The organism is Bradyrhizobium sp. 76 (genome assembly GCF_023073025.1).
GTDB lineage: Bacteria > Pseudomonadota > Alphaproteobacteria > Rhizobiales > Xanthobacteraceae > Bradyrhizobium.
In genome coordinates this window covers 1232447-1258430 of sequence record NZ_JADPIS010000090.1, presented here as the reverse complement: position 1 = coordinate 1258430, position 25984 = coordinate 1232447, and the positions used below count along the sequence as shown (strand labels likewise).

19 protein-coding genes and 1 pseudogene are annotated in these 25984 nt (G+C 59.4%); 6 read left to right on the top strand and 14 right to left on the bottom strand.

Going from position 1 to position 25984, the window contains the following annotated elements:
* Positions 1–100: 100 nt before the first annotated feature.
* The 4 genes and pseudogenes from IVB48_RS22650 to IVB48_RS22635 form a co-directional block, all read left to right on the top strand.
* Positions 101–699, top strand: a pseudogene (locus tag IVB48_RS22650) (DDE-type integrase/transposase/recombinase); the annotation flags it as partial.
* A 211-nt stretch (positions 700–910) separates the two neighbouring features.
* The gene (locus tag IVB48_RS22645; RefSeq protein WP_247402982.1) at positions 911–1507 is read left to right on the top strand and encodes a VTT domain-containing protein; all 597 of its coding nucleotides are present in this window, start codon (positions 911–913) and stop codon (positions 1505–1507) included.
* Between the two features lie 332 nt (positions 1508–1839).
* The gene (locus IVB48_RS22640; protein ID WP_247402979.1) at positions 1840–2793 is read left to right on the top strand and encodes a lysylphosphatidylglycerol synthase transmembrane domain-containing protein; all 954 of its coding nucleotides are present in this window, start codon (positions 1840–1842) and stop codon (positions 2791–2793) included.
* Positions 2794–2994: 201 nt separating this feature from the next.
* A complete protein-coding gene (locus IVB48_RS22635) occupies positions 2995–3705 on the top strand; it encodes a class I SAM-dependent methyltransferase (protein WP_247402977.1) in 711 nt (236 codons plus the stop codon).
* 16 nt (positions 3706–3721) lie between these two features.
* Here the strand turns inward: IVB48_RS22635 and IVB48_RS22630 are convergent, their stop codons facing one another.
* From IVB48_RS22630 to IVB48_RS22590, 9 genes are all read right to left on the bottom strand, one after another.
* A complete protein-coding gene (locus IVB48_RS22630) occupies positions 3722–4495 on the bottom strand; it encodes a class I SAM-dependent methyltransferase (protein ID WP_247402976.1) in 774 nt (257 codons plus the stop codon).
* Positions 4492–5613 (bottom strand): DegT/DnrJ/EryC1/StrS family aminotransferase, encoded by a 1122-nt coding sequence (locus tag IVB48_RS22625; protein WP_247402974.1) that lies wholly within the window; start codon positions 5611–5613, stop codon positions 4492–4494. Before IVB48_RS22625 ends, IVB48_RS22630 begins: the two co-directional genes overlap by 4 nt.
* Positions 5613–5999: a cupin domain-containing protein gene (locus IVB48_RS22620; protein WP_247402972.1), complete on the bottom strand. Its 387-nt coding sequence runs from the start codon at positions 5997–5999 to the stop codon at positions 5613–5615. Before IVB48_RS22620 ends, IVB48_RS22625 begins: the two co-directional genes overlap by 1 nt.
* 67 nt (positions 6000–6066) lie before the next feature.
* On the bottom strand, positions 6067–7284 hold the full coding sequence (locus tag IVB48_RS22615) for a class I SAM-dependent methyltransferase (protein WP_247402969.1): 1218 nt from the start codon (positions 7282–7284) through the stop codon (positions 6067–6069).
* Between the two features lie 769 nt (positions 7285–8053).
* A complete protein-coding gene (locus IVB48_RS22610) occupies positions 8054–10054 on the bottom strand; it encodes a hypothetical protein (RefSeq protein ID WP_247402967.1) in 2001 nt (666 codons plus the stop codon).
* Positions 10055–10124: 70 nt separating this feature from the next.
* Entirely contained in the window at positions 10125–11261 is a 1137-nt protein-coding gene (locus IVB48_RS22605) for a glycosyltransferase family 4 protein (protein ID WP_247402965.1), read from the bottom strand.
* Complete coding sequence (locus IVB48_RS22600) at positions 11258–12292, bottom strand: glycosyltransferase family 2 protein (RefSeq protein ID WP_247402962.1); 1035 nt, start codon at positions 12290–12292, stop codon at positions 11258–11260. Before IVB48_RS22600 ends, IVB48_RS22605 begins: the two co-directional genes overlap by 4 nt.
* 963 nt (positions 12293–13255) lie before the next feature.
* The gene (locus tag IVB48_RS22595; RefSeq protein ID WP_247402960.1) at positions 13256–14527 is read right to left on the bottom strand and encodes a hypothetical protein; all 1272 of its coding nucleotides are present in this window, start codon (positions 14525–14527) and stop codon (positions 13256–13258) included.
* A 505-nt stretch (positions 14528–15032) separates the two neighbouring features.
* Positions 15033–17870 (bottom strand): CARDB domain-containing protein, encoded by a 2838-nt coding sequence (locus tag IVB48_RS22590; protein ID WP_247402957.1) that lies wholly within the window; start codon positions 17868–17870, stop codon positions 15033–15035.
* A 199-nt stretch (positions 17871–18069) separates the two neighbouring features.
* Between IVB48_RS22590 and IVB48_RS22585 the strand changes: the two genes are divergently transcribed.
* Complete coding sequence (locus tag IVB48_RS22585) at positions 18070–18384, top strand: hypothetical protein (protein WP_247290327.1); 315 nt, start codon at positions 18070–18072, stop codon at positions 18382–18384.
* 134 nt (positions 18385–18518) lie between these two features.
* Positions 18519–19712: a CoA transferase gene (locus IVB48_RS22580; RefSeq protein WP_247402954.1), complete on the top strand. Its 1194-nt coding sequence runs from the start codon at positions 18519–18521 to the stop codon at positions 19710–19712.
* 828 nt (positions 19713–20540) lie between these two features.
* Here IVB48_RS22580 and IVB48_RS22575 read toward each other — a convergent pair.
* The 5 genes from IVB48_RS22575 to IVB48_RS22555 form a co-directional block, all read right to left on the bottom strand.
* Positions 20541–22061 (bottom strand): tripartite tricarboxylate transporter permease, encoded by a 1521-nt coding sequence (locus tag IVB48_RS22575; protein WP_247402951.1) that lies wholly within the window; start codon positions 22059–22061, stop codon positions 20541–20543.
* 12 nt (positions 22062–22073) lie between these two features.
* Positions 22074–22616 (bottom strand): tripartite tricarboxylate transporter TctB family protein, encoded by a 543-nt coding sequence (locus IVB48_RS22570; protein ID WP_247290331.1) that lies wholly within the window; start codon positions 22614–22616, stop codon positions 22074–22076.
* Between the two features lie 177 nt (positions 22617–22793).
* Positions 22794–23768: a tripartite tricarboxylate transporter substrate-binding protein gene (locus IVB48_RS22565; protein ID WP_247402948.1), complete on the bottom strand. Its 975-nt coding sequence runs from the start codon at positions 23766–23768 to the stop codon at positions 22794–22796.
* Between the two features lie 150 nt (positions 23769–23918).
* A complete protein-coding gene (locus IVB48_RS22560; protein WP_204511855.1) occupies positions 23919–24716 on the bottom strand; it encodes an enoyl-CoA hydratase/isomerase family protein in 798 nt (265 codons plus the stop codon).
* 44 nt (positions 24717–24760) lie between these two features.
* Positions 24761–25960, bottom strand: coding sequence for an aminotransferase class V-fold PLP-dependent enzyme (locus tag IVB48_RS22555; RefSeq protein WP_247402946.1), 1200 nt, complete (start codon positions 25958–25960; stop codon positions 24761–24763).
* Between the last annotated feature and the right edge of the window lie 24 nt (positions 25961–25984).

Below are 25984 nucleotides of genomic sequence, written 5' to 3'. Positions count from 1 at the left end.
AACACCGTTGCCGGCCTGGGCTTGTTCCGTGTCCTCATTGCTTCCTCCTTTCAAAAGCCAACTCAGTCTGACTGAGAGGACGGGGCGGGTCATCCCATTAGTGGTGACGCCCGCCGGGAAGCGGGAAGCTGTCGCTCATCTGGTGGATGCCCATGGGATGAGCGAACGGCGGGCGTGTAAAGCCATCGGCTGCTGCCGCATGACCATGAGATATCGTACGACCCAGGCTGACGATGCCAACCTTCGCCAGCGCATGAGGGCGATGGCCCAGGAACGCCGCCGCTTCGGCTACCGGCGGCTGCATGTTCTGCTCAGGCGGGAGGGGTATCTGATCAACCACAAAAAGCTCTTCCGGCTCTACCAAGAAGAGAAACTGACGGTGCGCCGCCGTGGTGGCCGCAAGCGGGCGATCGGGACCAGGGCGCCGATGCTGGTCCGATGGCGCCGAACGACCGGTGGTCGCTCGACTTCGTGTCGGATCAGCTGACCGACGGCCGCCGCTTCCGCATCCTGACCGTCGTCGATGATTGTACCCGCGAGTGCCTGGCGCTGCTGGCCGACACCTCGCTCTCCGGCGTCCGTGTGGTGCGGGAACTGGACCGACTGATGATCGAACGTGGCAAGCCGAAGATGGTGGTCAGCGACAACGGCACCGAGCTCACCAGCAACGCCATTCTCGCATGGGCCGACCAGAGCCGCGCCGGAAAGAGGTCTAGCTTGTTCTTCATTTCACGCTTTACGGAAATTGACTGTATCCAATTGCGATTGCGCGGGGCAAGAAATGACTTTTTGCAGCCCTTCGCCACAAATCATACCAGCTTTAATGCCCTCTGCCTTGAATGCCTCCTTGATGACCCTGGATCATTGGGTTACAGGTTAGATCGTAACGGTATCGATAATTTGTTTCGGCATGACAGAAGCGGTAATTAACTGGTTCCATCACCTCGGTGTTTTGACGATGGCGTCGGCGGTAGCGCTTTGTGTCATCTTTCTGTTAACCGCCTTCGTCGTCGTTCCCCGCACGGTGCTCATACTCGCAGCTGGAGCGACTTTCGGGTTAGCGGCAGCCCCGATCATTCTACTGAGTGGGACAACTGGTGGCATACTCGCATTCTTATCATCTCGCTACATTGCGGCAAATTGGTTCAAAGCAAAATTAGTGACCAGACCGGTACTTCGGGCGATTGCACAAGCAGTAGACGATGAAGGATGGCGGATCATCGCCCTAATGCGACTTGGAGCACCTCTTCCCAGCGCGATGCAAAATTATCTATTCGGACTAACAAACGTAGATATCGTTACCTATTCGATCGCGACCTTAGTCTTCAGCGCTCCGCAAGTGTTCTTGTTTTCATTTCTGGGAGCGACCGGCCGAGCCTCACTGCTCCAAGATGGATCATCGGGCTTACCTCTCGGATTTTCGTTGATCGCGCTCTTGCTTGCCGCGACGACTATTGCTCTTATTTCGTGGCGGGTGAGGATGTTGCTATCGCGACTCGAATCGTAGGCGATCTTCAAGCTGTCCTACTTGATCTAGAACGACCAGAGTGAGGGAAAGCGAAGCGGAATTCGAGATTGAACCGCCCCGGTTCGCTGGAAGCCGCCTTTGGTTAAGTTATCCCGTCATCGCGACTTGTTCCAGCCTCGCGAACGTTTCATGCATCATTGACAGGAATTCTGTCGACACGTCGAGAGAGGCCCTCTTGGAGAAGCCGTGGTCACGGTGCTATCGTCCACCGCATAATGTTTTTCATGAACTGCCCTCGGAAAACCAACGTCTGCACCGCTATCGAACCGGATACCTTAATGCGAAGATTTTCGTCGTTCTTGAAGCTCGTGATGATCCCCGCCGTCATCGGCATTATCATTTGGCTCAGCGGCATCAGGGAGATCTACGCCGTCATTCTTCATTCGAGCTTCGGTGCCATCGCAGGCGCATTCGCCATGTCCATACTTGCCGTTTACCTGATTGCCGTGAAATGGCACTTCGTCATACCGACGATTAGGGTTGCCAAACTTTTCCGGGCAGCGCTAATCGGCCAGTTCTACAGCTTCTTCTTTTTAGGCCAGGCCAGCGGCGAAGCTGCGAAGATCTATTTGATCTCGCGCGAGTCCGGCACTGTCAGCGGCGCGACCGTTTCGGTCTTTACCGATCGGCTGACGTCCTTCATCGGACTGCTCGCTGTCTCGCTGCTTGGCTTTGCGTTTTCCTCAAGCAAATATCCCCCCCAACTTCAACTGACCGCGCTGATCGGGTTGACGCTGTTGGTTGCCATCTTTGCTGCGCTACGCCACGACGCCTTTTTTCACCATGCCGAGCGTATTGCGTCATGGGTCGAGGGCAGATCGCCGGCCTATTCCTCCGTGGCCGCACGAGAAGTGCGCAAGGCGATTGAACGATGGCATGCAGCGGTCAATAATCCGTGGCGGGTGCTTGCCGGAGTGACGCTTGGCGCGCTGGTGCACATCATCAATGTATTGACATTCATGATTTTAGCTTTCGGGATCGGCGCCTATTTAGATTTCTTCGATTGGTGCTGGATCGGAGGATTGACGAGTATCGCAGGATTCATTCCGATCACAGTCGGCCAAATCACGGCTGGCGGCGCGCTGGTGGCGCTGCTGCGGTTGCAGAACGTGTCGATGCCTGATGCAGTAGCGCTCTCGGCCTTGGTGATCGCGGTCAACGGCATGCTCGGCCTCGTCGGTGGCTTGCTGGAATGGCATCGCATGCGCATGGTGGTCGTCACACGGGCGCCGCCGGCGACAGACGGCATATCAAGTCCATCATGATCCGTTGCCTGCAACCGCGCCTGATCGCGAACACGCGCTGAATCTAGGTGCGCCACCAGTAGAACTGGACTCGCGAGTAAAATGACGAGAAGCCGCCCTATCTGACCGCTGCCCCGCACTCCGGACGGGATGCGCCGCGGGTTGTGCATCGTCGAACTATGTGGCAAAAGATCAGACGAAGTTCTGGAGGGCACACTGTAGATGTCCGCGCGCCAAGACAATCTCGACCATTACGAAACTATCGCCGATCATTTCGACGAAACCTATAATCGCGAGAACTCGAACCATCTTTACAAGATCGACCAGATCTCGAAGGTGATGTTCGACAGCGTGCCGGGGCTCGAACGCTACGCCATAATGGAGCTTGGCGGGGGAACGGGCATTCACGCCTACCATTTCCTTGAAGCCAACGCCCATCGCAATATTCACTACACCCTGTCAGACATATCGCCCAAGATGCTGGAGAAGGCAAAGATCCGCCTTGCCAGGTTCAATGTCGACTACGTGGTCTCGGCTGCGGAAGACATCGCTACCGACAAGACCTTCGACGCGATCTTCTGCAGCGGCGCGATGCACCACTTCGAGGACGCGCGGGCGTCCATTGAATCCATGCGCGATCATTTGAGACCCGGCGGCGCGATAGTGGTGTGCGAGCCGATCGTCTGGAACCCGGTCAACTTCATCAAGGCCGCGAAAGACCGGCTGGAATGGAGCCAGTTTACGGCCACGCGCTCGAACGTTGCGCGGATGCTGCAGGAATCCGGCATGAGCCTGAAAGTGAATCGGGTGCTCCACTGGCGGGCCGGCCCCGAATTCGTGAGAACTCTTTGGCCGTTTGAAAAACTCGAGGCTTATCCTTTGCTCGATATGGCGGCTGTTATGTATCTGCAGGCCGCCACGAAGCCGCAGTAGTCGAACTGACCGGGAATCAGACTGCGATCGCGACCATCGCTGCGGCCCATTTGCGCGGGCTCGCGGGCGCGTCGACATCGGGGAAACCGGTCAACACCATGAGCTGAAATCCGCTGACGCGAAGCATCAGTTCAAGCTCCAGCGGAAAGAAATAGCGGACCCGATGGGTTTCCGGTGCCTCATCGAGCACGCGATCGCCCTGCAGGCGCGTGACCTTGACCGTGATTTCGCAGCACTGGCTGTCAGGTAGATGAAGGCCTGACGAGGACCGTACGACGCGCATATCGCCGGTCTCGAACTCTCGTGTGTTTTCGCCTGGCGGATCCACGACCACGGCCGGCCCGTACCAGAAGTCCGCAATCAGCAAGCCATTCTGCCGCAAGTTCTTTCGCGCTGCACCCAACGCGCCCAGAGCGTCCTCATTGCCCGTCATGTAGCCGATGACGTTGAAATTCATCACGGCCACGTCAAACGGCGACTTGCCCGAAAAATTCCTGATATCCCCAGATAGAAATTCCGGATTGGCTCCGAGCTTCATCTGCGTAGCGCGGTCGCGTGCACGCTCCACCATCGGTTCGGACTGATCAACGCCCGTCACGTCAAAGCCTTCGCCTGCGAATATCACGGCATGTCGGCCGGTTCCGCAGCCGAGGTCCAGCATTTTCCGGATATGGCCGCGCCCGAATTTTGTGATCAGTTTCGCGACCGCCTTGCATTCGGCGGCGTAGTTCTTTTCGGCATACACCGTGTCATAGGTCGCCGCATAGGAGTCGTTGAAGACGCCCGTCACGAAAGGACCTCGCGAACCGCGGCGCTGACGCGATCGATCTGCGCCTCGGTCAACGTCAATCCGGAAGGAACATACAGGCCCCGACGTGCGAGCCGTTCCGTCACCGGATAGCTGCTTCCGGCAAAAAGGCCTCGTTCGCGCAGAACCGGTTGCTCGTGCATGCCGAGGAAAAGCGGCCGCGTGTCGATCGCCTTTGCGCGCAGGCGCTTTGCAAATTCGACGGCGTCGAAGCCAACGTCATCGGCAAGGATGAGGCAATACATCCAGTAGACGTTCTTTGCCCAATCCCGCTCGACCGGCAACGTAATCTGCGCAAGATCGGACAGCCGTTCACGATAGGCGATGGCCATTCTGCGCTTGCGCCGAATGTGATCTTCGACGCGATCAACCTGCGCCACGCCGATTGCGGCCTGCAGATTGGTCAGGCGGTAATTGTGACCGATTTCGGTGTGATAGAATCGCCGCTCCGGGCGGAAGCAAAGGTTGCGGAGGGAGCGCAGCCGGCCAGCATAGTGGTCACTGCTGGTGACGACCATCCCGCCTTCGCCTGTCGTCACGATCTTGTTGGCGTAGAAGCTGTAGCAGGCCATGTCGCCGAAGCTACCGACACGGCGGCCCTCGACTTCCGCACCGTGGGCCTCCGCGGCGTCCTCGATAATGCGAAGATCGTGTTTGGCTGCGAGCTTCATGACGCGGCGCATGTCGACGGGATGCCCGAACATATGCACCGGCATGATCGCCCGCGTTCGCGGCGTGATCGCAGCTTCAACCTGATCGAGATCCATGCACCAGGTTTCGGGATCGCAATCCACCAGCACCGGCACGCAATCAGCCTCCAGTATTGCGATGGCGCAGGAGATGATGGTGTAGGAGGGCATGATGACCTCGGAGCCGGGCTCGAGACTCAATGCCTTCATGGCAACCTGGAGCGCCGTGGTGCCATTGCTGACGGCCACACCGTGCGCAGCGCCGCAAAACTGCGAAAATTTGCGCTCGAACTCCGGAATGAAACGACCCTCCGAAGAAACCCAGCCGGTATTGACGCATTCGCTGACGAGGGGAAGCGTGTTGTCTCCGACCAGGGGTTCGGAGACTGGAATGAACGGGGCGACTTCCATTACGACCTCGGCGCGATCAGGGGGATGTCGAGACGATAAGTATCCTTCTCGTAATCCTCGCCCCCGCGTGGGCCGCGCGTCAGCACCAGAAATACGGTGTCTTCCAGCGCCTCAAAGGCATGCCGCTCGTGGGGAACGCTGAGGATAAGATCGTTGGGCCCCATGATCGCCTCGGTCGGCGCATGGTCCGGCATCTGCGACACCGCGCGAAGCTTGCCCGACAGCACATAGAGCCACTGCCAGGTTTCCTTGTGATAGTGGTTGGCGCGAACCGTGTCCTTCCGGCTGTGAATGATGGTCGCGTACTCGATGGGCTCCCGTTGCAACACGTCAATGATTTCCCCGCGCTTGTCCGCAAAGGAAATCGGAAGCTTTTTTACGTCCATCTCGTAACTCCCTATCTGCCGAAAACAAGTTACCCAGGGCTGCCTGGCAGAACGGTCCGGAATGATGTCAGCCGACGATTCTGGGGGTCGGAATCGGGATGATGAACTTCCCGCCCCGATCCGAAAACTCCTTCAGATTGTTCATGATCTCTTCTGCGAAATTCCACGCCAGCAGAAGCGCATAATCAGGTTGGTGCGTCAGTAACATATCGTCAGGAACGACTTCAAGGTTCATGCCCGGCGTGTAGCGCCCCATCTTCAGACTCGATTTCTCGGTGACGAAATCAAGGAAGTCCCTGCCGAGCGAACAATAGTTCAGCAGGGTCATTCCCTTGGCCGGCGCGCTCACCGCGACGATCTTGCTGCCGCTTTGCTTGAGACTGGTCAGCAGCGCGCGCAGCGCCTCGCGATTGCTGGCGACGTTCTTTGCGAACTGCCGGAGCGTGTCCAATTCATAGATCTTCTCGCGCTCCTCATTGGCCAGCATCTGGTCGACGATCGGGGCGACCGGGCTGGCCGAGGCGCCGATCCGGCGCACGAACAGGCGAATCGAGCCGCCATGAATGTCGCGAAGCTGGGCGTCGAAGATTTCCATGCCGAACTGCTGGAAGAACCGCACCAGCGGCTTCAGCGACAGGTAGGACAGGTGCTCGTGATAGATCGTGTCGTATTCCAGGCTGTGCAGCAATTCGAGCAAATAGGGCGCCTCGATGATGAAGGTACCGCGCGGGGCCAGCAGGGTGGAAACTGCATGCATCAGGTCCTGCAGGTCGCCGACATGGGCGAACACGTTGGTCCCGGTGATGACCGTGGCGTGGCCCTTGCTGGCGACAATCTTGCGGGCGGTTTCGCTGTTGAAGAACGCCGCCACAGTCTCGATGCCATTCTTATTGGCGATTTCGGCGATATTGGCGGCCGGGTCGACGCCGAGAACTTTCGTTCCTTGCTCCCTGAACATCTGCAGCAGCACGCCGACATTGCTGCCGATGTCTACAACGAGATCGTTTTCGGTCAGATTCAGCAGCCGGGTCGTGGTGCGCGCGAACTCGCCCCAATGCCTTCGGCCGGCCGATGTGGTCGACGATTCATAGGGGTAGTCGTCGCAGTACAGGATTTCCGGCGGAACCACATAGTTCAGCTGGATAAGGCCGCACTCTTCGCAAACCGCGACCTGGAGCGGGTAGGCATCGCGATGCTCGCTGAGCTGGTGCTTGTGCAGAAACTGATCGGCCGGCGGCATCTCTCCCAGGTCGAGAAAGAGAGCGAGACGCTCGCTCGCGCACATGCGGCAATTCTTTACAAACATAATGTGGCCCTTAAGGATCGAAGGGTGTTGCCGATCTGCAGGATCAGCCGGAGATAGGTCTAAGAACATACTTCCGGCTGAAAATCGAGAGGGGCTGACTCAAATGAAGCCAACAATCAGGTCAATAGGGTGGATCGCAAGCCGAGCCGCCGAACGCATTCAATAACAACTTTCTTCTGCCCGAATCCCAGCATTGCCCGCCCCCGCAGTTCCTCTTCCTGAAACCATCCAAATTTTAGGGCCTCGCCCTGCGGTCTAGGCTTGAAATCCGCTCCTACTTCGACCACAAAGACGAGTCCGACCGCGTGTTGGCGGGGATCGAAAAGGGCTCCACGAGCCTTCCGGGAGAGGTATTCAGCGGCGAGAACGGGCTGCAGCTCGACGCTCAAATTGCGCGAAATGGCCGTGCCCAAGGTTTCACGAAGTTGACGAATAACGGCCGCTCGGAATGTCTCATTAAGTCGGAGGCGCCCCCCTATGAGGCACCATCGGCGTCCCTGGTGCGGGGTTTCCCTATAGATAAGGCCCAACTGACGACTTCCTTTGGGATGATCCTTCCGCACTAACAGCAGGTCGATACATGTGACGGGAACACTGCTCTGGATGGTCCGCCACCGCCGAGCCGCCAGCCATCCGTTCTCGCTTGTGACGGTCTTCGCCAAACAATCCTCTCAACGTTGGGGACCACGAGAGGCAGATCCTGCCCGCGGACCGCACCCGGCTCGCGGAGCTTCGAGTCCACCCTCTACTAGCGGGCAAATGCCCCGACAATATCCATTAATCTGAATAGCCAACCGTATTCAATCCCCTGCTGAGTATCGACAAAAACGGCATTATCGCGCATCCGAGCGAGAATGGTGTTTAGGCACAACTGCCGGTTGCTCATATTCTTGCTAATGATCAGAAAGTCTACTGAGTGCGACTGTAATTCCCGCAACCGCACTTTCAGATCATCGATAGACTGGCATTTCGTGAAGTCGGACGGCAGCCACGTCAGCCCCGGCGCCCGATAAAACGGCGCCCAATAGTCGAAGGCGATTGTGATCGGCCTCTTGGTGAAACTGGTTTCAATGTATTGGCTGATTGGATAAGCGGTTTCACCCCATCCGGGCCATGTCCACCAAATGTAGTGATTCATATCGAGCGCCGCCGCGTTCTCAAGCGATCGATCCCGCAACACGTTTTTATACCGCAGGTATGACGGCGCGGCCGATACCGCGACCAACACCATCAGCCCTGCGATCGCCAATTGCACCGCGGAGGCGACGGGCACGGCGGCGTGATCGAGCCAGAGCAACGTCGAATAGACGCCGAAAATCGTCAGCAGCAGACTCACTAGAACGAGATATTTCGGCTCGAACGGAAGGTCCGCCAGACTGAATGCGACCAGCAGCGCTACCGGGAACAGCAATACCAGAAAAAGCGGCGCGGCATGCGTCTTGAGGACTGACGCATCTTTTCGCGCAACAAACAGGAACAATGGCGCTGCTCCGATTATCATCAACAGGGTAGTCTCCGGCAAGGTGTAGAAAATCGCACGAACCATGCTCCAAAACACCTTTACGTGCTGGAGCATGGCGCTGTGATCCATGGTCGTGATTGCGCTATAGGCTATCGGCCTCGCAACATAGATGGACTGCGCGCGCAACTTTTGGATATCGATATCATTGCCGGCGATCGTCGGATCGAACAGGACGTTCGACTGGAATAATATCGCCGATGCACCAAGTGCGAAGACCAGCAACGCGACGGCGGCAAAGCACATGGTGACGGCAAACGCCGGAACCTTGGCCGGGACGAGAGCCGGCCATCGTTGCCGTGCGGCGGGCAGTCCGATATAGGCCAGAGCAAGAAGGCCAGCGACGAATACCGCCAGAGATGGCTCGATGTTAACGAAATACAGCGGCGCGCTCGAAAACGCCGAGAGCATCACGCGCGGGTTTAGCCAGATCTTCGGCACCAGCAGTGCGAACACAATCAGAAACGTCAGCACAAAGATCCGAAGAAACCGGCCGGCTGATGCCGCCGCACCCTCCGTTGGCACCTGGAAGGGTATCAACAGCAGTTCGATCCAGCAGATCAGAAGCGTGATCGCAAGCGTCGTATCCTTTTCAAGATAGGCGAGTGCACCGAATACCGCGACAACGGCGGGGCCGTTGCGACCGAGCGCGCGGTATCCAACATAATGTAGGATGGCAATGGCGGCGAACAGCGTCGAAAGAATATCGTATTTCAGAACCTTTGCGATGCCCTTGAGCATAGGAAAGTTCATGATGACCAGAACCGCGAACAGGAACGAGTTCAGACGCCAACCGCACGGCGATGCAAGCCGCACTACGAGTGCCGCCAGATACGCGATGAACGCCAACGCGACGACGACTTGGATCAGCGCAAACGGCAACATCGGCGTGTAGTGAATATCCCAGGCGATCAGGTCATTGAGTTGATAGGAATAGGCCAGCGCTCGGTCCAGCCACTTCCCCGGATACGCGATCAGCAGCTGGGAAATCAACGAGCCGTCGGTCAACTGGATCGACCGCACATCAGCGATAAACGCGCCCAGGCGCTTCATCGTCATGTCCTGATCGGCTGTCGGATATTGCGAAAGCGCCGAGAAATACGTCACTATTGAAACCAGCGTCGCGGCGGCAAGTCCGAAGGTCGCAGAAGTTCGGAAAGCGCCGCGCCACCTGTGCTTTGCGGGCGCTGAAATCGTGGATGACAATGATGCAAAATCCTTGATGGACAAAATACACTATTCGCCGCGCGACATTGCAGCAAGCACGGCACGCCAAACCTCGCCTCGGAGGCAGACCTTCTCAGGCAGACAGGGGACGATCGCCGGATCCGTGGCGATCCCGCACCTGCTTCCAGAACTCCACATATTTCTCGGCCATGCGTGTCCACGACAGGGACTGGACCCGCTTCAACGACCATTCCCGCAAGTCGGTGTAGCGTTGCCGGTCGGTCAGAAGCAGCAATATCCGAGTGGCCAATTCTGCGGGCGAGTTCGGGTCGACCAACGACAGTTCGTGGGTAAAGAAATCCGTCGAATCAAGTGTACGGCCGGCGATCGCGGGTGTTCCGCACGCCATGGCCTCGACCGCACTCATGCCGAATCCATACCTCGAAGGAAACAAAAACAGATCCAGCTCGGAATAGAACTGCCTCATGTTCTCTTCGGGCACGAAGCCGATAAATTCGTACCGGCCCGGCGGAATGTTTTTGCGCGCCAGATCCTTCATCTCTTCCAGTTCATTTCCGCCGCTTGCGATCGCCAGAAACGCTGCTGGATTTTGACTGACAACTTCGGCAAAGGCGAGAATCGCGGTATCGAGCCCTTTCGCCCGCTTGGCTTCGCCCAAAAATCCGATGCGGAATTTGCGCTTGGGGATCGCCGCGTCGCACCAAAACCTGCTGTGGTCGATGCCAAGCGGGATCACGCCGATACGATCCGGCCGTACCCCGAACATGTTCACCACCTGCTCGGCCGTCGATGGAAACGGTACGATCAGGCCGTCGCTATGCCGGCAGGCGAATTCGATGCACCGACGTTTGATCGAATATTTCAGGAAATTGTCGTAGCCCCGCGCCAGAAAGGGAATGAGATCATAGACCCCGGTTACGACCGGGCGCTTGCGCGCCAGGATCGTGAAGATCGCCGACACCGAATAAACGCTGAACCAAACGTCGTGCCGGACGCCGCGCAGATTCCACAGGAAATTCGCCGCCTGCCGAAGCACGGCGGTTTCGGTAAGAAGCATGCCGCGATCATGGAAGACGTAAGGCTGTCCGATGGCATCAAGCCCCGTGACCAATTCGGCGATCACCCGTTCCAGCCCCCGCCCGGTGTCTCGCCCCATCGACAACGGAAACGCACTGATTCCGACCTGCTTCAGCGGAGCTGATACCGGCGACACCTCATGGGTCATTCCCTGCGCGTTCACTGCAATCATGGGACTTCCGTTGAAGCACATCCGGAACGCCCGTCGCCCAGTTTGTTCGGGAGGTCGGCCACCTTCATGACCGAGCCGTTCTTGATGATCTCGCGAACCGAATAATAACGCTCGGCAGAGATCGCATAGTAAATCTTGATCAGGATGTCGGTTAGGATGCCAAGCGACACGAACAACAGCCCCGCGATGAAGCTGAAGACGGTCAGCAGCGGCTCCAGCGTGCTCGACAATTTTCTGTCGGTGACGAACAGCCAGAACGTGCGACCGCCGAAAATCGCCGCCACAACGAAGAACAGAACTCCGATGCCACCGAGCAGATGGATCGGCCTAACCGAATAGCTGCGCCAGAACCAGAGCAGCACGATATCGGCGAGCCCCTTGATGGTCCGGACCGCGTTGTATTTCGAAGCCCCGCTCCGCCGCGCCCGGTGATTGACCGGAAGTTCTCCGACAGAAAACCCCCGCATTTCGAGCAGCGCCGGGATGAACCGGTGCATTTCGCCGTACAGATGAACGTTGTCGAAACACTCACGCCGGTAGATCTTCAACGAACAGCCGCTGTCGTGGATGGCGTCGTTGAGAAATACCTTGCGCAGCAGGTTGGCGCCGCGCGAGACAAAGCGCTTGGCGAACGTATCCTGCCGGTGGACACGCCAGCCTGAGACCACGTCCAGATTGTTGGCCTCCAGATGCGCGATCAGACTGGGAATGTCAGCGGGGTCGTTTTGCCCGTCGCCGTCCATGGTAATGACGTATTCGTATTGAGCTGCGTGGCAACCGGCATCGAAGGCGGCGGTCTGTCCAAAATTGCGTCGAAAACGGAATACCGTGACGTTCGCCATGGAACCCGCAACGCGCGCGCTGTTGTCGGTAGAGCCGTCGTCGACCACGATAATCTCGCGCACCCAGCGGCGCGCATCGCAGACGGCGTTGATCTCGTCAATAAGCGCCGAGAGGTTGTTCTCCTCATTGAAAACCGCGATGACGACGCTCAGCCGCGGCTCAACGGATACACCAACGCTGCTCGTCATCTCAACCTCACGAGGGAAAATCGGTACATCTGTTTCGGCGACATTAGAACGGTCACTTGCCGCCAGCGACGGAGAGCCGCAACGGGTTCGTAAAGATCAGTCGTTCCTCGGGAGGAAGGCCTTCCGGATACCGAATTCACCTAGCCTAGTCCGGCGAAAGAGGGAAGGCCAGAGCTTCGTCTTTTTTAGGCCAGCTCAGGGGAAGTCGCCAAAATCCCTCTCAAAACGTGTCGGGCGCCGCGGCATCGAATGTAACTGACCAGCTGACCTTACTAGTGGCGTTGCTCGCAGTCTCTATCGCTGGGTTCGCCTGTTCTTCGACCGAGTCCCCAAGCGTTTGTCGAAGGCCGCTCCGGTATTGTCGATCATTGTCGCAGACTTCCAGGGAACAGTGGGGGCACCAATACACTCGTCGTCGCGCACGTTGGGGCGGACACGATCAATGGTTTGACGTCGGTTAAGATTGCCTCTCCTAATACCGCGTACTTGCAAGTCAGATGGTACATCAAAGTGGACAGCTCAAGCGCTGGGGGCGCCAGTGGCAGGTGGTGCCTCGTCCCGTCACGTGCGGCACTGGGTTGAGCGGTCGACGACCAGCACCTCTCGAACTTGCGCCGTCAGCTTATCTGCCCTGACGAACTCGCTCGGCGCCGACGTGGCGATGAACGACACCGCGAACTGTTTCACTGGTCCGACAGTCGCGCAGGGCACTAGCAGAATTGATTTGCATCAGAAACAGTCACCCCGATTGACCCGGCAAACCCGGGGGTTTATTCACGCAAGTTTTGGGACCGAACTATGATTGCCTCCACTGGAGTGGTTTCTGTAGTGGCGGCGTCCGGCAATGGTGACGTCTCCGCTTGCCTTGCTAGCCCCACAGGAACATCAGTATCGCGTGCAAAAAACGTATCACCAGCGGCGCAATTTTGTTCAATAATTTTGGAGACCCCAAAAGACACCACGCTATCGGTGTTTCGTATCTGGTAAGGAAAGACCGCGTCCCGGCGAAGATGTGATCCACCAAAGCAGAAACAGAAGCCCAACCCCGTTAGTTAGAAGGGCCGTCGTTAGAGGGACATTCGTAATGATGGGAACGGCGGCACCAGACGACACAGCGATGAAGCGGGGAGATAGGTGCCGAGATGCCATAGAACCGGCAGCCAAGATCAGCCCGCAAAAGAGCGCGGATATCGGAGCAAGCTTCAACCCGACCGAGGCGATCCCTTCTGTAGCGAGAAATGACGCATTAAAGTTTCCAGTTCGATAGACATTTGCCATCTCCACGCCAAGCTCACCATATGAGCACTCGATGAGGCGCCTGATGAATGATATCTGACAGAAGTTGGTCGTGGTGTGGCGCGAGAAAAAATCGGCGTAGTGGTCGATTGCAAGGGCCGGGACTGCGCTGAAGCGCAGATTTATCGCACTGAAAACCACGAAGGGATGATCTGGAAAGACAAATAGAGAGGCCGCGTCTAGCAGGCCAAAGATCATCGGGATTAGAAAGCTTAAGACTGTCGCCAACCTCGGGCTGAACCTCCCGAAGAGCCAAAATAGAAAAAGCAGCCATGCCGGCAACATAAGAACGCTCTTGTTGAGTACGACCGGGTAAAAACAAAGATCGAGAACGGCGACGCATATTGCAAAATACCACTGCTTTCGGATCGAAAAATAAGCAAATAGATAGGGTATAACGGCCCCAAGAACGATTCCGGTTAGATAGTTCATCCATGCAGGTCGGGCCACGTTGCCACGGCTAGAACCATACGGATCTCCGAAAGCAACACCGAACGACATATCTGCGATGAGCACTGCAGTAGACGCGACGACCAATAGGACAATCAGGCGACTCATCGCCCGATCTGAGAGGGCCGGCCGTGGGATGTCTACATTGAGGAACAAAGGCGGGGTAATCGCGGCAATGAGCGCGAGCACCATCGAATATCTCGCTGTTGCGTGCTGATAGTCGAATACGCTGACGAAGCTCAGCCAAACGAAAGACAGCACGGCCGAAAAAATCGGAAATGCGACAAGATATCCGAATGAAAATCTGGCCGCGAGAAAAACCGGGACGAAGACAGCCATTGCAGCGACGCTAGCGACGGCTTGAAGCGGTACAGAATCTGATCTGCCGATGTGCATCGTCGGGAATAAAATACCGCAGATCATCAACGATCCGACACTGCAAACAAAAAACGCCAAGATCACTACGGCGAGGGTCAACCGCGAAGTCATGAACAATCCCGAACTCAGTCCAAGTGAGCCGGAATTCTAACACTCCAAACCATAACCCAGTCAACCCATGGAAAGCCCAACTCCGGCACTCGGGAGAACAACGCTCGCTGACCAAGCTGATCCGCGAAGCCGAGTTCGCTTGGGCGCAAAAGGTGGCCGTAGCTTCCGTCGCGATGTTCTTGTCCAGTCTGGATTTGACGCCGCTCACGACCCGCGCGCTGGATGCTCTTCACATTCGACATGGCATGCAGAATCACGGGACGGCGTTCATGGTATGGTCGGACACATCATCACTTGGGCTACGGACACGGACGACCAAGCCGCTTGAACGTGCGGCTATCCCTGACGCCGCTTGCATCGTCCTGCTGCTGTCCCTTTCCTTGAAGCGGCCGCCACTTGCTCCGCATCGTCGAGACACCTGGCAGTCGTGAACTTGAAGCGCCCCCGACTTGAGCATTATCCGCAGGCTCGCGACGGATTTTGCTTGAATATTACACTCTCTAGACTAGACCAGCAGATCGTGACCGATATGGAACAGCGCAGCTGGCTGGCTCGGCGATGGCGGTGCAACCACGGTGATCTGAGTGACGTTGTGGTTGTTGTTGATCTCGTTGCTTTCGCCAATTGCGCTGGTGTAGTCCGCAATCCCGCCGATGTAGTAGGTTCCTGGGGCCACGTTGTTCGGCAGCGTCAGCGGGACCGTCTGGTGATCGTAGTAACCGGGCGTTCCGTTGGCCGACAACCCCGGAGAGGAGACAGTCGCCAACAATGTGTCGCCGGTAGTGATCGTCGGATCCATGGAAAAATAGAAGCCTGAGACCGATGGAGCAGCCGCGGCCTTGCCGAAATTCACCAGCCAGAAATCGACGTTCGTGCTGCCGCCCGCAATTAAGCTGGTGCTGCTAACACTGTCGAAGGATGCTGTCAGGTCGGGCTGCGCCGGTCCGGTTACCGTGATCTGCGTGACGCTGTGGTTGTTGTTTGCCTCGTTGCTCTCGGTGACCGAATTTGCGTAGTCCGCGATCCCTCCGATGTAGTAGGTCCCCGCGGACAGGTTGCCTGGCAGCGTCAACGTCACGGTCTGATGGTCGTAGTAGCCGGCCGTCCCGTTGGCAGTCAGGCCTGGAGATGCGATCGTGGTCAGCAAAGTGTCGCTAGTGGTGATCGTCGCGTCGGTTGAGAGGTAGACGCCTGAAGTTGACATGGCGGCTGCGGCCTTGCCGAAATTCACAAGCCAGAAGTCGATGGTCGTGCTGCCAGCCACCGCGACGCTCGTGCTGCTGACGCTGTCGAAGGATGCTGTCAGGTCGGGCTGCGACGGTCCGGTTACCGTGATCTGCGTGACATTGTGGTTGTTGTTCGCCTCGTTACTCTCAGCGACTGAATTAGTGTAGTCCGCGATCCCGCCGACATAATACGTCCCTGGGACCAGATTGCCAGGCAGCGTCAACGTCACAAATTGATGGTCGTAGTAGCCGGCCGCCCCGTTGGCGGTCAGGCCCGGAGACGCGATCGTGGTCAGTAACGTGTCACCCGTGGTGATCGTCGCATCGGCCGAGAGATAAACGCCCGACGTTGATGCGGCGGCCGCGGCCTTGCCGAAATTCACCAGCCAGAAGTCGACCGTCGTGCTGTCGCCCCCGGCAAGACTCGTGCTACTGACGTTGTCGAAGGAGGCCGTCAGGTCAGGCTGCGCCGGTCCGGTCACGGTGATCTGCGTGACATTGTGGTTGTTGTTCGCCTCGTTACTCTCAGCGACTGAATTAGTGTAGTCCGCGATCCCGCCGACATAATACGTCCCTGGGGCCAGATTGCCGGGCAGCGTCAACGTCACGGTCTGATGGTCGTAGTAGCCGGCCGTCCCGTTGGACGACAGCGTCAGAGAGGTAACCGTAGACAGCAATACGTCACCGGTGGTGATCGTCGCATCGGTCGAGAGATAAAGTCCCGAAGTCGACGCCGGGCTTGATCCGCTGCCAAAATTCACCATCCAGAAGTCGACGCTGATGGATCCGCCTGGCGCGATGATGGTCGTGCCGTTGATGTGATCGAAAGAGGCCGTCAGGTCGGATAGCAAGGATTGAGCAGCAATTGTGCTGCCATCAGCGAACTGGAAATATTCCACTCCTGTGACGGTATCTGTGCCGTCGGGTGAACTGGAGCGCTGATCGACAATGGTGAAGGTCTGCGTCGCCGAGTTGTACAGGATCGAATAGCTCGAACGATTCCCCGAATATATCGCCGTGTCGGTTCCGGCGCCCCCGATGATGGTATCATTTCCACCGCCGCCTGTGATCGTGTCGTTGCCGCCGCCGCCGTTCAGCGCGTTGGCGATGGCATTTCCGATGATCGTGTCGTTGCCGGAGCCGCCGATGGCGTTGTCGATCAGCGAACGCCCGTCGTTGTTGTAGAGATAGGAATTGTAGACGTTGCCCGATGCGTAATGGCCGTTTCCGAGGTTGGCCAGTTGAACCGACGAGAACACGGACGACGCACCTGGATTGAGATTGATGCTCAGGTTCGTCGTGTAGTTCGACAGGTCGTAGGTATCGACGCCGCCACCATCCCAGATTGTCTGGTAGATGCGATTGGCCGACCCACCGGCACCACCATTGTCGGCCGGCTGGCCAACGCCGTTGATGAACTCCTGCCCGGTGGTGGAACTCCATGTATAGACGGTGGTCCCACCCTGAGTCGTGTAGTTCGCGCCGTACATCGTCTGCAGCGCGACGATATCGTTGGCCATATAGGTCTGCGGATATCCATAGGCTTCGTTGGTGTAGCCGCTCGTCGTCGAAGCACCGACATAGCTGCGATAGCTCATGACGGTGTATTCGCTGTCGTCATGCGCGCTCGGCACCGCGACATTGGCGAGGCCGCCTGTCTCCTGACTGTGCTTCAGGCCAAGGGCGTGTCCGAGCTCGTGCAACGCAGTCGTGAAATAGTAGTTGCCGAGCGCAGCCAGCGAATAGTTGTAGGCAGTTCCGAACCAGATGTCGCCGCCGGACGCGTAGTTGCCGGGGTAATAGGCATAGGAGGTCGGACTGGCGGCCGGCGACTGCGCGACCATGATGTCGGCGCCGTTCGTCCCGGCGTACTGGATGTTGGCGTTGGTGTAGCCGAGGATCAGTCCGATCGCGTAATTGATCGCCGCCTGCATCTGACTCGGCGCCGAGGCAAAACCCGAGGTCGTCGGCTCACTGCTGCCGCCGCTGTAGGGACTGGCGTAGTCGCTTGCAGCGTCCGGAAAGCTGTAGGTAATCGTGCCGGTCCATTTGTAGCCCGACAGCAGGCCGTCGATCTCGGCGTTGTTGGTGGCACTGACGTTGACGGCGGTAGCCAAGGGAATCTCCGAAGCAGCAACCCCCGTTCGATTCGGGGCGCGACAGGTGATTCTAGCTTGAGAGTTGAACGTTTGGTTTAATTTTGGCGAACCGGTCCAGACTCCTTCCGTAAGGCCGTGTTAGCCATCAAATCCCGTATTCATACGGGCCAGGGCAAGGACGTCGGTTCCGGCTAGCTGCCGTGTTGCGAGTGAAATCATGAAACCACGTTCCCTCTCGGCCGGTCTGTTCGGCGCCCTGGTGGCGCTCGCAGGGCCGGGCCAACTGCCCTTCGGAGGACTGCCTGACATGGTCGGAAAAGCCAACGCGGATGAGAGCGGCAAACAAGGCGGCACAGCGGGGCGCGCGCCCTCCGTTCCAATGGCCCGCGACCCCTCGGCTGCGGTCGCGGAGGAGTACGAATCCGCCCGTCGCACGGGAACGCGGGCGGCGTTCGAGCTGTTCATTGCGCGCCACGGCGATGACCCGCTGGCCGCGCAGGCGCGCACTGAGCTGAAGCGGCTGGCGCGCTGATCCTTCGCGGGCGCCCCTCAGGCATTGCATTTCGACAGGTGGCATCCGCGCGGCCCTGACCTGCCGCGTGACGTCTTGCTGCATGGTCTTTCGGCACTATGGTAGGCCCGCAATCTGTCCCGGAGCCCATCAAGATGCCCTTTCCGCATGCCTCGGAAGCCCTGTCGCGCTTCACCGTGCTCGATCTGACCCGCGTCCGGTCCGGGCCCACCTGCGTGCGGCAGCTCGCGGATTGGGGCGCGAACGTGATCAAGATCGACGCGCTCACCGAGGATGCCGGCGGCGAACAGCCGGGCGGGCCGCGGCGGGGCTCCGACTTCCAGAACTTGCATCGCAACAAGCGGGCGATGACGCTGAACCTGAAGGACGAGCGCGGGCTCGCCCTGTTCAAGCGCCTCGCTGCCAAGGCCGACGTTGTGGTGGAGAATTTCCGGCCCGACGTGAAGAAGAAGCTCGGCATCGACTATGAGGGCCTCGCCAGGATCAACCCCCGCCTCGTCTACGGCAGCATCTCCGGCTTCGGCCAGGACGGGCCCTACCACAAGCGGCCGGGCTTCGATCAGATCGCGCAAGGCATGGGCGGACTGATGTCGATCACCGGCGCGCCGGGCGAAGGCCCGATGCGGGTCGGCATTCCGGTCGCCGACCTCACCGCCGGTCTGTTCTGTGCCATGGGCATCCTCACCGCACTGCTGGAGCGCGAGGTTTCGGGTAAGGGCCAGTGGGTGCAGACCTCGCTGCTGCAGGCCCAGATCTTCATGCTCGACTTCCAGGCCGCACGCTGGCTGATGGAAAAGGAAGTGGCCAAGCAGGCCGGCAACAACCACCCGACCAGCATTCCGACCGGCGTGTTCAAGACCTCGGACGGCTACATCAACATCGCCACCACGGGCGGCCGGATCTGGGAACGCTGCGCGCAGGCACTCGGCGCACCGGAGCTTTACAGCCATCCCGACTATGTGACCGCGCCGGCCCGCTCCAAGAACCGCGACGCGCTCAACGCCGAGATCGAGAAGCGTACCTTGACGAAGTCCACCGAGACGTGGGTCCGTGAACTCAACGAGGCCGGCGTGCCCTGCGGGCCGATCTACGCCATCGACCAGATGTTCGAAGACGCGCAGGTCAAGCACCTCGGCATCGCGCAGGAGGTACCGAATGACGAGGATCGCGACATCCGCCTGGTCGGCCAGCCAGTCACACTGTCCCGCACGCCGAGCAGGATGGTGGCACGGCCACCGGAGTTCGGCGAGCAGACCGACCAAGTACTCGCCGAATTCGGTTTCGATCAAGAAGAAATTACAGCTCTCAAAGCGGCCAAGGTAGTGTGAGCCTCAAATAAGTTTCGCAGAAGCGATATCACAGAATGAATGGAGCGTTTGGCCCATGCGCTAGCGCGATGCTTTATCGCCAGCACCCCGGAGATCAGCTGACGCAGGGCGAACCGCCGGCACTCGGGTTGGCGGTGGCTCATTAAGGTCGCGAGCCCAAGGGGCACTGGTCCGAACTGCCTTGTCTGAGGAAGTCTGCTGGGAGCTCACGCAAGACGAAACAAAAAGGCTGACCAAGACCGCCAAAGCAGAGGCCGCGGATTTCTTCTCGTTCTTAGTCATGGGAGAACCACCCGTGCGTTCGTCGAAACTCCTCCTGCGATGTTTTATCCTATATAAGGTGCGTACCGAGCGAAAGCGTTGGGTGGGGCGACCTAAGCCGGTCCGCTTTTAGAGCTATGGTGAGGAATTGGCATGTCGACTTCTCATTCCTATGGCCATGTGGCCTGTCCGACGTGCCGCTCTGTTTACGCTCGTTCAATACGGCTCGCAGTGGCATCGGAAGCCGGAGAATTCCACTGTATCACTTGCGGCGAAGTATTTGCACAATGGAGAACACAATATGTGCCTACTTATACTTTATGCGAAGCTCCCGCCAACGGTAACAAAGCACTGGTTTCGTCCGACCCTCGTATTGGCAAAGTAAATCTGGCGGGAATCATTGCCGAAAGCCTGGATCCCACAACTGAATACGATTTTTGTTTGCGGCTCCAAGCAGTGTCAACTTAAAGAGTGTCGTGCCTATCTCACACTGGAATGATCTTGCAGCGCAGGAACTCTCGCGTTCAGAATGGAAAAATGGGGCGAATCTGCTGACTGAAGATTTGCTCATTTGGAGCGACGCGGGCGCGGCGTTCGCGTCAATCCGACACGGGCGAGCAAACCGTCGATCACCGGCCAGAACAGCAGCACAATCGCGAGCGTCGTGATCGAGCCGACCAAGCCGTTCGACCAGAACACCTTGAGGTCGCCGCCGGCACCGATCATCGACAGACGGAAGGCATCCTCGGCGCGGTTGCCCAGCACGAGCGCCAGCGTGAACGGAGCGAGCGGAATGCCGATCTTCTTGAAGACGTAGCCGACGACGCCGAAGCCGAGCATCAGCCAGATATCGAACATCGCATTCTGGATCGCATAGGCGCCGATCGCGCATGACACCACGATCATCGGCGCCACCGCGGCGAACGGCACGCGCAGGATCGAGGCGAAGATCGGCACCGTCGTCAGCACCAGCACGAGGCCGACGACATTGCCGAGATACATCGAGGCGATCAGGCCCCAGACGAAGTCCTTGTGCTCGACGAACAGCAGCGGTCCCGGATTGAGCCCCCACACCATCAACCCGCCGAGCAGGATCGCGGCGGTGCCGGAGCCGGGAATGCCGAGCGCCAGCATCGGCAGCAGCGCCGCGGTGCCGGAGGCATGCGCCGCCGTCTCGGGCGCGAACACGCCCTCGATGCGGCCCTTGCCGAAGCTCTCGGGATCCTTGGAGAAACGCTTGGCGAGATTGTAGCCCATGAAAGAGGCCGCGATCGCGCCGCCCGGGGTAATGCCGAGCCAGCAGCCGATGAAGGAGGAGCGCAGCAGCGTCACCCAGTATTTCGGCAGGCCTTTCCACACACTCAGCACGACGCGCAGCGAAATGCTCGCCGCGTGTCCGCGCAGCGCAAGGCGCTCCTCCATCGTCAACAGGATCTCGCTGATGCCGAACAGGCCGATGACGGCGACGAGGAAGTTGATGCCACGGAGCAGCTCGGACGAGCCGAAGGTCATGCGCAGATTGCCAGACACCGTGTCCATGCCGATGCCGGCGAGCAACAGCCCCAGCGACATCGAGATGACAGTCTTGTGCTTGGCCTCGCGCCCGAGACCGACGAAGGAGCAGAAGGTCAGGAGATACACCGCGAAGAACTCGGGAGGACCGAACTTCAGCGCAAAGGACGAGATCATCGGGGCGAGGAAGGTGATCAGGAGCACCGCGACCAGCGAGCCGATGAAGGAGGACGTGAACGCCGCCGTCAGCGCTTCCGCCGCCCTGCCCTGCTGCGCCATCGGATAGCCGTCGAAAGTGGTCGCGACCGACCATGCCTCGCCCGGGATGTTGAACAGGATCGAGGTGATCGCGCCGCCGAACAGCGCGCCCCAATAGATGCAGGACAGCATCACGATCGCCGAGGTCGGATCCATCGTGAAGGTGAGCGGCAGCAGGATCGCGACGCCGTTGGGTCCGCCGAGCCCGGGCAAGACGCCGACGAAGATGCCGAGCACCAGCCCGACCATCATCAGCGCGAGCGTCTTCCACGTCAGCAGGACCGCAAAGCCGTGAAGCAAGAGACCGAAAGCTTCCATCGCGGGCCCGCCTTAGTGGCCGAAGGCCGCTTCGAGCGGCCCTTTCGGCATGATGACGTCGAAGGCGATGTCGAAGGTCACGAACATGACCGCCGTGAATACAGCAGCGGTGAGCAGCGACTTCCACAGCGCGATCTTGCCGACCAGACGCATGAAGCTGGCGATCAGGAGGAAACTCGCGACATAGAGGCCGAGAAACTGCGTCGTCACGCAGAACAGCAGCGTCGGCCCGAACACCGCCATCACGCGGCGGGCTTGCGCGCGCGTGACGAAGGTCTCAGCTGCCGCGCGGTGCGCGACCAGCGCCACGATCAGGCCGTAGAGGCTGGCACCACCGAGAACGACGGAGAGATAGAAGGGAAAATAGCCGGGCTCCGGCCCGGTCGAATCCCAGGAGGCGCCGGTGCGCCAATTGTCGTAGCCGAGCGTGGCGGCCAACGCGAGCAACAGCAGACAGACGAATATCTCGATCGTGCCGGAGGAGACGACGGAAGGCGAGTCGTCTTCGGGCGCGGTCGGATCGTCGACGACGATTTCAAGATCGGTTTGGGGCATGAGCTGACAACAACCGCTGCGGCTGATCCACTCTCCCCGCTTGCGGAGAGAGGGTTAGGGTGAGGGGAAGTCACGGCGGGGACGGTGAGAGTTGGACTCGCGAAGAGTCCCCCCTCACCCGGATTGCATCTTCGATGCAATCCGACCTCTCCCCGCAAGCGGGGCGAGGTGAAGCAATCACTTCGCGACGAATCCGGCTTCCGTCATCAGCGACTTGTTGACTGCATCGTCCTCCTCGAGGAATTGTACCATGTCCTTGCCGGTGAGGAAGATCGGCTTCAGCGCCTGCTTTTCCATGTAGTCCTTGTATTGGGACGTCTGCGTCACCTTGTGGAACAGCTCGACGTAGAACGCCTGCTGTTCCGCCGTGACCTTGCCGGGCAGGAACGTCGCGCGCAGCATCAGATACTGCACATCGACGCCCTCCTCCTTGCAGGTGGGGATGTCGGCCCAGGACTGCGTGTCCGTCACCTTGCTGGTGTAGGAGATTCGTTCCTTGTCGAACACGCAGAGCGGACGCACCTGGCCCGCGCGCCAGACCTCGAGATTTTCGGATGGATTGTTGACGTTGGATTCGGTGTGGTTGCCGACGAGCTGGGTCGCGGCCTCGCCGCCGGACTTGTAGGGCAGATAGGAGAATTTCGCGCCGGTCTTCTGCTCGAGAAACACGGTCAACACGTGATCCTCGCGCTTTGAGCCGGTGCCGCCCATCTTGAACGGCGCGCTCGCCGCCTTCGCGGCTGCCACGAACTCCTTCACCGTCTTGGGACCCGCGCTGTTGTCCCACAGCACAAACTGGTCGAGCGCGATCACCGAAACCGGGGTCAGCTCACGCCAGTTGAACGGGATCTTTGCCGACAGCGGCAGCATGTAGATCAGCGAATAGGCGATCAGCACCTTGTTGGGGTCGCCCTCGCTGGATTTCATGTACATCAGCGCTTCAGCGCCGGAAGCCCCGCCCTTTAGCGAGACCACGATCGGCTGCTTCATCAGATTGTTCTTCTGGATGGCGGCCTGCATCATCCGCGCCATCTGGTCGGAGGCGCCGCCCGCGCCCGCCGCGACCACGATCTCGACCGGTTTGGTCGGCTCCCATCCCGCAAAGGCCGGCGTGCTCAACGATAGCGCTGCTGCGACGCCAACAGCTTGCATTAGAATTCGCACCAGTTTCGTCCCCTGGATTATTGGCTTTGTTTGCCAGGAATTTATCGATGCATTGTGCGGACTAATGCCGGCGAGTTCAAGCAGGCGGGCATCCCGCCGCCTATGACTTTCGGCTGACGAAGCCAAGCCGGAGATGCCCTACTTGCCCTTCCAGTTCGGCGTGCGCTTGTTGAGGAAGGCGTCCATTCCCTCGCGGAAATCTTCGCTCATATAGGCTTTGAGGATCAGATCCTCGCCCTCTTCGCGCGACAGCGTGCGGCGGATGCGGCGGACTGCCTCCTTGGTCGCTTCAAGCGTCAGCGGGGCGTGGCTCGCCACGAGCCTGGCGGTCTCGTCGGCGCGGCGCTGCAGCGTCTCGACATCAGGGACGATCTCGTTGAGAAGGCCGAGCGCCAGTGCTTCCGGCGCTTCGACGAGGCGTGCCTTGAAGATCAGATCCTTGGTGCGGGCGGGGCCGACCAGCGAGACGACGCGGCTGATGTTCGACATCGACAGGCAGTTGCCGAGCGTGCGCGCGATCGGAAACCCGATGCGCGTCGTTTCAGTCCCGATGCGCAGGTCGCAGCAAGCCGCAATTCCGGCGCCGCCGCCGGTGCATGCCCCCGCGATCGCCGCAATCACGGGCACGCGGCACTGCTCGAGCGTACCGAGCACGCGGTCGATGCGGGCCTCATAGTCGAGCGCATCCTGCGCGGTTTTGAACGCACGGAATTGAGAAATGTCGGTGCCGGAGGCAAACGCCTTGTCGCCGGTGCCGGTCAGGATCAGCGCCTTGATCGAGCGGTCGGCGTTAATCTCCTGGCAGATCTCCGCCATGCGCTCGTACATGGCGAAGGTCAATGCGTTGCGCGCCTGCGGGCGGTTGAAGGTGATCCGCGCGATGCCGTCCGTGACGGAGTAGAGCAGGTCTTCGTTGGCGGTCGTCGGTGCGTTCATCGCGCGCTCTCTTTTCTCTAGGTTAGTTCAGGCAACCTGGGCCTTCAGGCCACCTGAGCTTTGGTCATCGGCACCGCGTCGCGTCCCTTCAGGACGTCCATGGCCGCCAACACGCCGCCGCTCCGGTGCGGGATCTTTGCAAGATCGAGGCCCATCTCGACGCCGGCGAGCGTCCCCATCAGCATCAGGTCGTTGAAATGGCCGATATGGCCGATGCGGAACACCTTGCCCTTGACCTTGTTCAGGCCAGTGCCGAGCGACATGTCGAAGTTTTCCAGCACCACCTTGCGGAAGGCATCGGCGTCATGGCCATCAGGCACGCGCACGCCTGTCAGCGCCGGCGAATGCGCGGCAGGATCGGCGCACTGCGTCTCCAGGCCCCAGACCTTGATCGCGGCGCGCGTCGCCGCGCTATGGCGCTTGTGGCGGGTCCAGACGTTCTCGAGCCCCTCCTCTTCCAGCATCTTGATCGCCTCGCGCAGGCCGTAGAGCAAATTGGTGGCGGGCGTATAGGGGAAGGTGCCGAGCTTGTTGAAGGAGATGACCTCCTGCCAGTCCCAATAGGAGCGCATGCCGGGGTTGGCCTTGGCCACCGCGAGCGCTTTCTCCGAGACGGCGTTGAAGCCGAGGCCCGGTGGCAGCATCAGGCCCTTCTGCGAGCCGGCGACCGAGACGTCGATGCCCCAGGCATCGTGCTCGTACTCGATCGAGCCGAGGCCGGAGATGGTGTCGACCATCAGCAGCGCGGGATGCTTGACCCGGTCGAGCAGCTTGCGCACCTCCAGCGGCGGCGTCACGCAGCCGGTCGAGGTCTCGTTGTGGACGACGCAGACCGCCTTGATGGTGTGCTGCTTGTCGGCGGCAAGGCGCTTCTCGATCTCGGCGAGATCGGCGCCATGGCGCCAGTCACTCGGGATGAAATCGACGTCGAGCTTGAACTTGTCGGCGATGCCGCGCCACAGCACGGCGAACTGGCCGGTCTCGCACATCAGGACCTTGTCACGGGGCGCGAGCACGTTGACCATCGCGGCTTCCCAGGCGCCGGTGCCGGACGAGGGGAAGATGATCACGGGCTGCTTGGTGCGGAACACCCGCTGCATGCCGGCGAGGACGGCGAAACCGAGCTCGGCGAACTCCGGACCGCGATGGTCCAGCGTCGGCATGTCCATCGCCCGCAGCACCCGGTCGGGCACGTTGGTCGGTCCTGGAATCTGGAGAAAATGCCTTCCAGTATGCACGGTCATCGGCGTCCTTCCCGGTCTTTGAAT

Bases quoted from the DNA above. Each gene is read 5' to 3' on its own strand.
- IVB48_RS22645 (WP_247402982.1), top strand. From the start codon at position 911: ATGACAGAAGCGGTAATTAACTGGTTCCATCACCTCGGTGTTTTGACG.
- IVB48_RS22640 (WP_247402979.1), top strand. From the start codon at position 1,840: ATGATCCCCGCCGTCATCGGCATTATCATTTGGCTCAGCGGCATCAGG.
- IVB48_RS22635 (WP_247402977.1), top strand. From the start codon at position 2,995: ATGTCCGCGCGCCAAGACAATCTCGACCATTACGAAACTATCGCCGAT.
- IVB48_RS22625 (WP_247402974.1), bottom strand. From the start codon at position 5,613: ATGGAAGTCGCCCCGTTCATTCCAGTCTCCGAACCCCTGGTCGGAGAC.
- IVB48_RS22620 (WP_247402972.1), bottom strand. From the start codon at position 5,999: ATGGACGTAAAAAAGCTTCCGATTTCCTTTGCGGACAAGCGCGGGGAA.
- IVB48_RS22615 (WP_247402969.1), bottom strand. From the start codon at position 7,284: ATGTGCGCGAGCGAGCGTCTCGCTCTCTTTCTCGACCTGGGAGAGATG.
- IVB48_RS22605 (WP_247402965.1), bottom strand. From the start codon at position 11,261: ATGATTGCAGTGAACGCGCAGGGAATGACCCATGAGGTGTCGCCGGTA.
- IVB48_RS22600 (WP_247402962.1), bottom strand. From the start codon at position 12,292: ATGACGAGCAGCGTTGGTGTATCCGTTGAGCCGCGGCTGAGCGTCGTC.
- IVB48_RS22595 (WP_247402960.1), bottom strand. From the start codon at position 14,527: ATGACTTCGCGGTTGACCCTCGCCGTAGTGATCTTGGCGTTTTTTGTT.
- IVB48_RS22585 (WP_247290327.1), top strand. From the start codon at position 18,070: ATGAAACCACGTTCCCTCTCGGCCGGTCTGTTCGGCGCCCTGGTGGCG.
- IVB48_RS22580 (WP_247402954.1), top strand. From the start codon at position 18,519: ATGCCCTTTCCGCATGCCTCGGAAGCCCTGTCGCGCTTCACCGTGCTC.
- IVB48_RS22575 (WP_247402951.1), bottom strand. From the start codon at position 22,061: ATGGAAGCTTTCGGTCTCTTGCTTCACGGCTTTGCGGTCCTGCTGACG.
- IVB48_RS22570 (WP_247290331.1), bottom strand. From the start codon at position 22,616: ATGCCCCAAACCGATCTTGAAATCGTCGTCGACGATCCGACCGCGCCC.
- IVB48_RS22565 (WP_247402948.1), bottom strand. From the start codon at position 23,768: ATGCAAGCTGTTGGCGTCGCAGCAGCGCTATCGTTGAGCACGCCGGCC.
- IVB48_RS22560 (WP_204511855.1), bottom strand. From the start codon at position 24,716: ATGAACGCACCGACGACCGCCAACGAAGACCTGCTCTACTCCGTCACG.
- IVB48_RS22555 (WP_247402946.1), bottom strand. From the start codon at position 25,960: ATGACCGTGCATACTGGAAGGCATTTTCTCCAGATTCCAGGACCGACC.